9 protein-coding genes, 1 other RNA gene and 1 pseudogene are annotated in these 9,921 nt (G+C 64.1%); 4 read left to right on the forward strand and 7 right to left on the reverse strand.

The features are described from left to right. Positions 1–36: 36 nt before the first annotated feature. Both ACEQXE_RS12260 and ACEQXE_RS12265 read right to left on the reverse strand, forming a co-directional pair. A complete protein-coding gene (locus ACEQXE_RS12260) occupies positions 37–1,266 on the reverse strand; it encodes a hypothetical protein (protein ID WP_370179676.1) in 1,230 nt (409 codons plus the stop codon). Continuing rightward, entirely contained in the window at positions 1,263–2,660 is a 1,398-nt protein-coding gene (locus ACEQXE_RS12265) for a glycosyl transferase family protein (protein ID WP_370179678.1), read from the reverse strand. Before ACEQXE_RS12265 ends, ACEQXE_RS12260 begins: the two co-directional genes overlap by 4 nt. Before the next feature lie 88 nt (positions 2,661–2,748). On the opposite strand from ACEQXE_RS12265, the gene nhaA reads away from it, so the two are divergent. The 3 genes from nhaA (at position 2,749) to ACEQXE_RS12280 (ending at position 6,202) form a co-directional block, all read left to right on the forward strand. Next, a complete protein-coding gene (nhaA, locus tag ACEQXE_RS12270) occupies positions 2,749–3,978 on the forward strand; it encodes a Na+/H+ antiporter NhaA (RefSeq protein ID WP_370179679.1) in 1,230 nt (409 codons plus the stop codon). 101 nt (positions 3,979–4,079) lie between these two features. Further along, positions 4,080–4,895, forward strand: coding sequence for a metallophosphoesterase (locus tag ACEQXE_RS12275; protein WP_370179680.1), 816 nt, complete (start codon positions 4,080–4,082; stop codon positions 4,893–4,895). Continuing rightward, positions 4,892–6,202, forward strand: a complete 1,311-nt coding sequence (locus tag ACEQXE_RS12280; protein ID WP_370179681.1) for a UDP-glucose/GDP-mannose dehydrogenase family protein — start codon at positions 4,892–4,894, stop codon at positions 6,200–6,202. The genes ACEQXE_RS12275 and ACEQXE_RS12280 overlap by 4 nt, the downstream gene beginning before the upstream one ends. Positions 6,203–6,216: 14 nt before the next feature. On the opposite strand, the gene rnpB is transcribed toward ACEQXE_RS12280, so the two are convergent. From rnpB to ACEQXE_RS12305, 5 genes and pseudogenes are all read right to left on the reverse strand, one after another. Beyond that, an RNA gene (gene rnpB / locus ACEQXE_RS12285) (RNase P RNA component class A) lies at positions 6,217–6,600 on the reverse strand. Between the two features lie 6 nt (positions 6,601–6,606). Then, entirely contained in the window at positions 6,607–7,326 is a 720-nt protein-coding gene (locus ACEQXE_RS12290; protein WP_370179683.1) for an N-acetylmuramoyl-L-alanine amidase, read from the reverse strand. A gap of 11 nt (positions 7,327–7,337) precedes the next feature. Next, on the reverse strand, positions 7,338–7,988 hold the full coding sequence (locus ACEQXE_RS12295; RefSeq protein WP_370179685.1) for a histidine phosphotransferase family protein: 651 nt from the start codon (positions 7,986–7,988) through the stop codon (positions 7,338–7,340). A gap of 129 nt (positions 7,989–8,117) precedes the next feature. Further along, entirely contained in the window at positions 8,118–8,519 is a 402-nt protein-coding gene (locus ACEQXE_RS12300; RefSeq protein ID WP_372524239.1) for a M67 family metallopeptidase, read from the reverse strand. 198 nt (positions 8,520–8,717) lie between these two features. Further along, positions 8,718–8,879 (reverse strand): annotated as a pseudogene (locus ACEQXE_RS12305) (GIY-YIG nuclease family protein); the annotation flags it as partial. A gap of 155 nt (positions 8,880–9,034) precedes the next feature. On the opposite strand from ACEQXE_RS12305, the gene ACEQXE_RS12310 reads away from it, so the two are divergent. After that, the coding region (locus tag ACEQXE_RS12310) for an RluA family pseudouridine synthase (protein WP_370179688.1) at positions 9,035–9,921 on the forward strand (887 nt) is incomplete at its 3' end.

Below are 9,921 nucleotides of genomic sequence, written 5' to 3' on the forward strand. Positions count from 1 at the left end.
CCCGCGAATAAAGCGCCGGTCAGATAGAAATTCGCCTCAAAATGAGGCGGCGAGCGTTACCGCGACACCATCGCCGGGGTTGGCGTCGCCAGCAACACGGATCCGGTAATCGAGCGAGGCGCGCACGGTCGCCTTGCCGGTGGACAGGACGACGCTTGCCGTAGGCCCGACATCCAGCCGCGAGGCATCGCGCTGTGCGCCGCCCCACACGCCGCCGCCGACCGCGATCCGCCCCTGATCGGCGGCGATAACCGGTGCCTCCAGCGTTGCCTTGCCGTCGACGAAGCCGGTTTCGAAATCCCCGCCGACATAGCCTGCCTGCACATAGGCATCCGCTTCCAGCCCCGGCCCCACCTGTTGTCGCGGCAGGCCGGTGACCACGAAGGCCGCCGGTCGAACTTCGGTTGCGCCGGGTCGATCGGTCACCCGCACCTCGCCATGCACGCGCAAGGGGAAGCTGCGCGCAAGGCTGATGCTGACGCCCGCAGCGCCCTCGGTCTCGCCCCCTCTAACCAGTGCCTTGCTCGCGCGGGCATAGGCACTGGGGGCGAGCGCGGAGTCGGGTGCCAGCGCGTAGCGCACCAAGGCGCCTGCCTGGTTCGATCCGTAACTCGCGGGATTGACGCTCGACAAACGCGGATTGCTGCCACCTTCGCGCACCAGCAGCCAGGCATCGGCGGACCACCGATCCGGCTTGCTTGCCACTTCGCCCGACTGCATGCCCATAGCGGTAACCGGTCCACTCGTAGCCGCCGTAAGCTGCCAGTCCGGCAGGAGGCGCTGGGCGCGACCGGGTGCGATAACGTTGCCTTCGGAGGCATCTCTATCCACCCGCGCGTGATAGCTCGGGAGAAAGGAAAGCGCGGCCGCGAACAGCGATTGGTGCCCGGCAGACATGCGCGAACGGTTGAGCTGGCCATTTGTGGCAGCGCGCGCATCTGCGGTGGCAGGCAGGCGCACCACGCTCTCGTACCACTTGTCCAGATCCGGTTCGATGGCTTGCCTGCCAGGCATCTGAACCTGCGCACGCGCGGGCTGGAAAGCTCTTGCAATCACGCGCTCGAGCGCCGCCTTGCCAGCGTCCGCCACCGCCATCCTGCCCCGGTCGGCCATTTTCGCCTGAGCGAACAGGGCGTCGGCGGACGGCAAGGGGAACGGAGGCTCCCACATGCTAGCCCGGATCGCGATCCAGCCAGAGAGCAGTGCCATGCCGGCGATCAAGGGTCGACCGACACCGGGCGTGTGCTTGCGTACCGGCATGCTCACGCCGGGAGGCCCCGCTCGAGCGAAGGATGGCCGCGATGTTCTGTCTTGTCCCAGGTCAGCATGTTCCCCCGCAAGCTACCGACATATTGCACAACCGCGCGGCGACCGGCCATGATCGCGATGATATTACCGAGCGGGATGCGCGCAATCGCGCGTACGCCCTCCGCCACCCCGTATTCGCGCCCGGTGAAAACCGCGCGGCAAACCGCGCGCCAAAGCAGGCTGGCAGCATTGGCCAGCAGCAGGCCCTCGGTCAACGGCGTAAGCGTGAAATGACGGCCATGGCCGAGAAGCTGCGCCACCATCAGCATGCCGCTCAAGACGATCAGCAGATAGGCGACGAACAGGACCATGGCCGCCAGCGGCCCGCGCCGGTCGCGCAGCCGCATCCAGCCATCGAGCAGGCCACCGCTCCAGCCCATGCGATCCCACCCCTGCAGGGCGATGCCGCACACCCAGCGGGTCTTCTGTCGCACCGCCGATTCCAGTTTCTGCGGGAAAAACGCACGGGTCGCGACCAGCTGGCCATCGTCGCCCCGCACCCGCACGAAGGCAGCTTTCCCGCCTGCCTCGGAAACCCTGAGACCGAGTTCGTAATCCTCTGTCAGGCTGTCGGCATCGAACGGTCCGGATCCTTTTGCCTCTGCATCGAGCAGGGCCAGACGCTCGCGTGCGATCGCGCAGCCTACACCTGCCGAGGGGAAGCCCGTACCGAGCCAGTCCCGCACGACCATCGCCTTGCCGTGCGCTTCGGCAAATTCGTCCATGTAGTGCCCGGCAACCCAGCGAGAGCGGCGTTGCGGGGCAGGTAGTACCGGCAATTGCAGCAGTTCTGCGCGCTGCAGACCTTCATCGAACAGCGGCAGGGCGGCAGGATCGACCATGTCTTCGGCATCGTGGATCACGACCATCCGAAACCGACGGGCCTCGCGCTGTTCGTCTTCCTCGATCGCCCGATAGAGGCGGTTCATGCAATCCGCTTTCGTGGTCGGGCCGAGTGCCGAGTGGATGACGATGCGGGCCCGTGTCTGGCCTCTTGCAGCCAGCGTGGCAGCTGCAATGGTCGCCGGGTCGTTCGCGTAACATCCGACGTAGAGGCGCAGTTCGCTTTGCGGCCATGCCGCCAGCAGATGCCGTATCGTTGCGCCAATCACATCCTCCTCCCGCCAAGCGGGAACGATCACCGCGACCGGGCCTGCCAAAGGACGCCCTTCGGTCGCGCTGCGTTCGATGCGGGGGGTGAATATGCGGCCACGCACGCGGCCGATCAGGTAAAGTCCGTCGATCGCAAGTTCGTCGAGCGTGCCGAGCAGGAAGAAAAGGCTCGCGAACAGCAGCAGTTCGTGCTGGATCAGGGCCAGCCAATCGACTGGCGTCAACGCCGTCGTTACCATCTCGACAAGCCCCCTCAGCCTCGGCCTGGCAGACTATCCGAGCCAACGGGGCCTTGCAACGCGCGAAAGATTGAGAAAAAGGGTCGCCATGCTTGAACCCATTCGTAGCCCCATCCGCCGCGCGTTCGCTCCTGTCCGCGCGCTGTTCGTCAGCGATGCCTCGGCCGGCGTCCTCCTGATCCTGGTGGCGGCTGCCGCGCTGGTGGTCGCCAATTCGCCGCTGGCGGAGGAATATCACGACCTCTTCCACGCCTACTGGTGGCCGAAAGAGGTGTTCTACCTCAACAACCTGCACAAGTGGATCAACGACGGCCTGATGGTCCTGTTCTTCTTCGTGGTCGGGCTCGAGGTGAAGCGGGAACTGGTCGCCGGACAATTGTCGAGCGCGGACAAGCGCACCCTGCCGATCATTGCGGCGGTCGCCGGCATGGCTGTTCCCGCGCTGATCTATGTCGCAATCGCGGGCGGCGATCCGAAACTGATTCGCGGCTGGGCCATTCCCGCCGCGACTGACATTGCCTTTGCAATGGGCGTGCTCGGCATCCTGGGCAGCCGCGTTCCCGCATCGCTGCGCCTGTTCCTGCTGACCGTCGCCATCGTCGACGATATCGGGGCGGTGCTGGTCATCGCGATTTTCTACACGAGCGAACTGAGCGTGATGTGGCTCGCAATATCGGTTGCGATTTTCGCGCTGATGGTGGGCATGAATCGCTTCGGTGTGAAGCGCTTCTGGCCCTTCGTGCTGGTGGCGGTGGCGCTGTGGCTGGCCGTGTTGTTTTCGGGCGTGCATGCCACCATCGCGGGCGTTCTCGCCGCGCTGACCATTCCGATGCGCAAGACCGACGGGCATTCGATGCTGGAGAAGGCTGAACACGGCCTCGCCCCGTGGAGCGCATACTTCGTGGTGCCCATCTTCGGCTTCGCAAACGCCGGTGTCCACGTGCTGGAAATGAGCATGGACGAGGTTTTCGCCGCGCTTCCCCTGGCAATCGCGGCGGGCCTGTTCCTGGGCAAACAGCTCGGCATCTTCACGATCGTGGTCATCTGCGTGAAGCTTGGGATTGCCCGCAAGCCGGATAATGCGAGCTGGATGGAGATCTGGGGCGTGACCATCCTCACCGGGATCGGGTTCACCATGTCGCTGTTCGTCAGCGGCCTGGCCTTCGGCGATAACCAGTTGCTGATCGACGAAGCCAAGATCGGCATCCTGCTCGGCTCGATCATGTCGGCGGTGATCGGCTATGTCGCGCTCAGGCTGACCACAAAACACCCGGAGGAGAAGCACCTCTATTCGGAGGCAGAGGGGTCCACGCCCTGAGCCGCATTGGCTTGCGATTGCCAGCGCTTGCGCCTATCTGGCGCGGCAGTCGCATGCGGGTGCTTCGGGCCCCGGCAGTGCCGACCCGACCCTGAAAAGCCATGCTCAAATCGCTCCGCACCCTCCTCCGCAAAGCGCCTGCCGGCCCGCGACCCGCGGTCCCTCACGGAACGCGCTTCTATGCCATCGGCGACGTGCATGGCTGCGACCGGCTGTTCGATGCGCTGATCAAAGCGATCGAAGAAGACGATACGGCCAGCAGAAAAGCCGATACGACCATGGTCCTGCTTGGCGATCTGGTCGATCGGGGGCCTGGCAGCGCGCAAGTGATCGCGCGCGCACGCGAATGGGGGAAACAGCGAAAGGTCCGTTATCTGGCGGGCAATCACGAGGAAATGTTCCTCGAAAGCTTTCACGATCTTGGCGTGTTGCGCCACTTCCTGAAGCATGGCGGGCGCGAGACGATCCTGAGCTATCCGATCAAAAAATCGGAATACAACAAGCTGGAGCTCAACGAATTGCAGGATCGCCTGCATGATCTGGTGCCGCAGGAAGATCGCGATTTTCTTGCCGGGTTCGAGGAGATGATCCTCGCCGGCGACTATGCCTTCGTCCATGCGGGCATCGATCCCAGGCGTGCGCTGGACGATCAGTCGCGCAAGGACCTGCTCTGGATCAGGGAGCGGTTCCTGATGCACGACGCCCCGTTCGAGAAGGTGATCGTGCACGGCCACACCATCTTCGAGGATGTGGACGCGCAGGACGATCGCATCGGAATCGATACGGGCGCCTTCCGTTACGGGCGCCTCACTGCGCTGGTGCTGGAAGGCGAAACGCGCCGGTATATTCAAGCCATCGAACGCTCCGGCAAAGGCAAGGGTGCGATCGAAATCGAAAAATGGGGTGATACGCCATGAAAATCGCAATGGTCGGCTCGGGCTATGTCGGCCTCGTCTCCGGGGCCTGTTTCGCCGACTTCGGGCACGATGTGGTCTGTATCGACAAGGACCAGTCGAAGATCGATCGCCTGCACGATGGCGTGATGCCTATTTACGAGCCGGGCCTCGATAGTCTGGTGGAAAACAATGTCCGCGCAGGCCGCCTCTCCTTCACCACCGATCTCGCCGAAGGGATCGCAGGGGCAGGCGCGATTTTCATTGCGGTGGGCACACCCAGCCGCCGCGGCGATGGCCATGCAGACCTCTCCTTCGTCCACGCCGTCGCACGCGAAATCGGCCAGTCGTTGTCCAACGACGCGGTCGTCGTCACCAAGTCCACCGTACCAGTAGGTACTGGCGACGAGGTCGAGCGGATCCTTGCCGAAAGCGGTACGCCGCATCGCGTGGCAGTGGTCTCCAACCCGGAATTCCTGCGCGAAGGCGCGGCCATCGGCGATTTCAAGCGGCCCGACCGGATCGTGATCGGGGCCGAGGACGAATTCGGGCGCGAAGTCATGCGCGAAGTCTATCGCCCGCTGTTCCTCAATGAATCGCCAATCCTGTTTGTCGGGCGACGCACCAGCGAGCTGATCAAATACGCCGCCAACGCCTTCCTCGCGACCAAGATCACCTTCATCAACGAGATCGCGGACCTGTGCGAGAAGGTCGGCGCAAACGTGCAGGACGTCGCGCGCGGGATCGGGATGGACAACCGCATCGGGGCCAAGTTCCTCCACGCGGGGCCCGGATATGGCGGATCGTGCTTCCCCAAGGATACGCTCGCCCTGCTCAAGACAGCCGAGGATTTCGAAAGCCCGGTGCGGATTGTCGAAGCCGTGGTGAAGGTCAATGACAGCCGCAAGCGCGCGATGGGCCGCAAGGTGCTGGATGCGCTGGGCGGACACGACACGGCGCGTGGCAAGCGGGTCGCGATGCTGGGCCTGACCTTCAAGCCCAACACCGACGACATGCGCGATTCCCCTGCCATCGCGGTCGCGCAGACGCTGGCCGATGCGGGCGTTGAGATCACAGCCTTCGATCCCGAGGGTATGGAGATCGCCGCGCCGCTGATGCCCGAGGTGGAGATGAAGGCCGATCCCTATGCCGCCATCGAGGGGGCAGACGCGGTCGTGATCGTGACCGAATGGGACGTGTTCCGCGCGCTCGACCTTACCCGCGTCAAGGAACTGGCCAAGGCGCCCGTGCTGGTCGACCTGCGCAACATCTACAATCCCGACGACGTGCGCGAGGCAGGCTTCCACTATACCAGCGTGGGCCGCGAGTAGCGGCTTATGGGTAAGGTGCCAGGAGGCCTGTAAGCCGGGTTCTGTCCCTGCCCCGAAAGGCAGGCGGCAGCCATTCATCTAGGCGGCCTGTTGCCAGACCGCTCGAGCAGCCAACCCGGACCTCCTCGGAAGCGAAGCGCTCCTGCCATTTCTGGCGCGGGGTCCCTATTCGGCCTTGCTCCGGGTGGGGTTTGCCATGGCGAGCCCTGTTACCAGGGCCCCGGTGCGCTTTTACCGCACCCTTTCACCCTTGCCTGTGAGGTTTAGCCTCCATCGGCGGTATACTCTCTGTGGCACTTTCCCTAAGGTCGCCCCCGGCGGGCGTTACCCGCCACCCTTGCTTCGTGGAGCCCGGACTTTCCTCGGCACATAAGTGACGCGGCTGCCCGGCCTCCTGGCCCGCGCTATCTAGCGAGTCCGCGGTCGCGATCCAAGAGCAACTGGAACAGGATCGCGCGTATCTCGCCATCGATCTCGCCGTCGATCTGTTCGGGCCGCCAGCGCCGCTGGAACGCCTCCACCGCCTTGCGCCCGTCGCTCACATCATAGCCGAAGCGCTCCATCGCGAGGTAGAACGCGCTGTCGTTGTCGAACGGGTCGCCCAGTTCCAGCTTCGTCGGACGGGGCAGGCACAGCCCCAATTCGGCCAGCCGGGCCCAAGGGAACAGCTCGCCCGGGTCGATCTTGCGCTGTGGCGCGACATCCGAATGGCCGACCACGTTGGCGCGCGGCACGTCGTATCGCTTCACGATCGCACTCACCAGCGGCGCCAGCGCCGCAAATTGCGGCTCCGAAAACTCGCGATATCCATAGGCATGGCCGGGATGATCCAACTCAATCCCCACGCTCACACCGTTCACATCGGTTTCGCCGCGCCAGTAGGATACGCCCGCGTGCCACGCGCGCTTGTCCTCGGGCACCAGCCGCGTCACTTCGCCCGCCTCGCTGATGAGGTAGTGCGCTGAAACCTTTGCTTCCGGGTCGGTCAGGCGATCGAGTGCGGCCTGCGCGTTTTCCATCTCCGTATAGTGGATCACCACCATGGAAATCGGCGCAACGCGCTCGTCGTAATTGGGCGAGAGCCTTTCGTGGTGGACCAGTTCACTCATTTCCGGCTCACTCATGCCCGATCCCGTCATGCAACATGCGGCAGAGTGGCGCCGAGCAGCAAGGTGCCCTCTTCGGCATGCGTCTGGATCGCACCGCCCGATCGATCGGCAATCAGCGAAAGCAGGTGCGCGGGCGCCGTTCGCCCCGTCAGCTCCGCCGGGTCGAGCCTACCTGCCAATGCCTCCCCGATCTGCGGATCGAAGGCGATCTTGGTGCCGGCTGCGCGGACCACGATCTCGGTCGCGTCGTCACGCTCTTCCGCGCCGATGTCGAGCGTGCCGCCACGCACCAGCGCGTCGAGCCCGATATGCGCGAGGTTGAGCATCACCTTGGCGCCCGTCTTGGTCAGCGTAGGCGCGGCGATCTGCCAGCCCAGCTCGATGCGCTTGGCATCGGCGGCCAGCGTTTCGATCACCGCCTTGGGCTCGTCGATCGAAACCTGTTCGCCGAACCCGCCTGCAGCGCCGTATGCCAGCCGGAAGTACTTGAGCTTCGCCGCGCTGGTACGCGCGCTTTGCTCTAGCAACTCGAAACAGCGCTGCCGCATCTGCGGGTCCTTCTCGTCCGCCAGCAGCTCGAGCCCGTTCGAAAGCGCGCCCACCGGACTCAGCATGTCGTGGCAAAGACGCGAGCACAGCTGGCTGGCCAGCACGATCGGATCGGTTTCGTCGGTCATGCAAGCTCCCTGTAGCGCGCGGCGCTGACACACCTGACACAGTGTCTTAAGCGAGAAAAACCGTCCTGCCATGCACCCGGCAATGGCGGCGGTTTCATCGATGCTGCGCGCATGAACATGCCCGCCTGCCTAGCGCGGCAGCCTCTCGTAGGAAAGCGGCTCGAATCGCTCTTCCCCATCCCTGAAGAAGCGGACTTGAGGGTTTTCGGGCCCGCCCGCGACAATCGCCCACACCTTGCCATCATGCGCGGCCTGCGCGCGGTCGGTGGAAGAAGGCACGGGATCGCCGGACGGATGCGAGTGATAATAGCCGATCACCTGCGGTCCGCCCGCCCGCTCGGCCTTGTGCGCGGCGATCAGCGCGGCGGGATCGATTTCGAAGTAGGTCTCGGGCTCCGGGTGGATGTTGGCGGTGGGCTGCACGTGCGTGATGGTTTCGCCCTCACCCAGCAGCAACCCGCAGCATTCGTGGGGGTGGGCCTGGGCGGCATGGGCGAGGAGGGCTTGGGTGGCTTTAGCATCTACAACCATAGGGCCTCGCCGTTCGACAAGCTCAGGACGAGCGGATTTCTCCCCTCCCCGTTCGTCTTGAGCTTGTCGAAAGGCGGACGGGGAGCTGGATCGCGCCAATCGCGAAATCTCATCCCATTGCCCGGCAATCAACGCTTCCTTCTTTGCTCTCGACCAACCTTTTATGCGGCGTTCCGATGCAAGCGCTTCCTCCCGGGACACGAAATCCTGCGACCAGACATGTTCGACGGGCAAGCGAGACTTGGTCCACGCCGCACCTGCGCCTGCCCGATGCTCCGCAAGCCTGATCTCGAGATTGTCGGTGTGGCCGGTATAGTAAGACCCGTCTGCACATCGCAGGATGTAGACAAAAAAGGCCATGCATCGAGTGTAGTGACAGTTCACCCTTCGACAAGTTCGGGACGAACGGGAGGCCAGCGAAATGCCCTCGGCCGTTCGTGGTGAGCCTGTCGAACCGCGGACGTTGCGCGAAGTTCGCCCTTCGACAAGCTCAGGACGAACGGTAAGGGTTAGCCATGAGTGAAACCCTCACTGGAACCATCCCCACTTCCACCCGCCTCGATAAGGCGCTGGCCGAAGCAACCGACCTGTCGCGGGAGCGGATCAAGGGACTGATTGCCGAAGGTGCGGTGGAAATTGCAGGCAGGCGAGCCACCACCCCTTCCGCCAAGGTCGAGGCTGGAACGCCCTTCACCATCGCCCTCCCCGCCCCAACCCCGCTCGAAGCCGAGCCGCAAGATATTCCACTGGCGGTCGCCTACGAAGACGAGCACCTGATCGTGGTCGACAAGCCTGCGGGCATGGTCGTGCACCCGGCAGCGGGCAATCGCGACGGCACCTTGGTCAATGCACTGCTGCATCACTGCAAAGGCGAACTCTCGGGCATCAACGGCGTGGAGCGCCCCGGCATCGTGCACCGGATCGACAAGGATACCAGTGGCTTATTGGTCGTTGCGAAGACCGATTCCGCGCACGAAGGGCTGGCGAAGCAATTCGCCGAGCATTCGATCAGTCGCCGCTATATCGCGATCTGCGCAGGCCAGCCGAAACCCGCCGAGGGCACGATCGACGCACGCCTCGGCCGGTCGGATCGCGACCGCAAGAAGATGGCGGTGCTCCCCCCCGATGCGTCCCGCGGGAAGCACGCCGTGACGCATTACCGGACAATCAATTCTTGGGGCATCGCAAGCAAACTTGAATGCCGGCTGGAAACCGGCCGGACGCATCAGGTGCGCGTTCACTGTGCGTCAATAGGTCATCCGTTAATAGGGGACCAACAATATGGACGCGATCCCAAGGCCTTGCGGCCGATCCTCGAAAAGCTGGGCTTCAAGCGGCAGGCACTTCACGCAGCCAGCCTCGGCTTCGTTCACCCGGCAACCGGTGGACGGGTCGATTTTCA

Origin of the sequence: Alteriqipengyuania sp. (assembly GCF_964222115.1) — a bacterium.
Lineage (GTDB): Bacteria > Pseudomonadota > Alphaproteobacteria > Sphingomonadales > Sphingomonadaceae > Alteriqipengyuania.

Bases quoted from the DNA above. Each gene is read 5' to 3' on its own strand.
- ACEQXE_RS12265 (WP_370179678.1), bottom strand. From the start codon at position 2,660: ATGGTAACGACGGCGTTGACGCCAGTCGATTGGCTGGCCCTGATCCAG.
- nhaA (WP_370179679.1), top strand. From the start codon at position 2,749: ATGCTTGAACCCATTCGTAGCCCCATCCGCCGCGCGTTCGCTCCTGTC.
- ACEQXE_RS12275 (WP_370179680.1), top strand. From the start codon at position 4,080: ATGCTCAAATCGCTCCGCACCCTCCTCCGCAAAGCGCCTGCCGGCCCG.
- ACEQXE_RS12280 (WP_370179681.1), top strand. From the start codon at position 4,892: ATGAAAATCGCAATGGTCGGCTCGGGCTATGTCGGCCTCGTCTCCGGG.
- ACEQXE_RS12290 (WP_370179683.1), bottom strand. From the start codon at position 7,326: ATGAGTGAGCCGGAAATGAGTGAACTGGTCCACCACGAAAGGCTCTCG.
- ACEQXE_RS12295 (WP_370179685.1), bottom strand. From the start codon at position 7,988: ATGACCGACGAAACCGATCCGATCGTGCTGGCCAGCCAGCTGTGCTCG.
- ACEQXE_RS12300 (WP_372524239.1), bottom strand. From the start codon at position 8,519: ATGGTTGTAGATGCTAAAGCCACCCAAGCCCTCCTCGCCCATGCCGCC.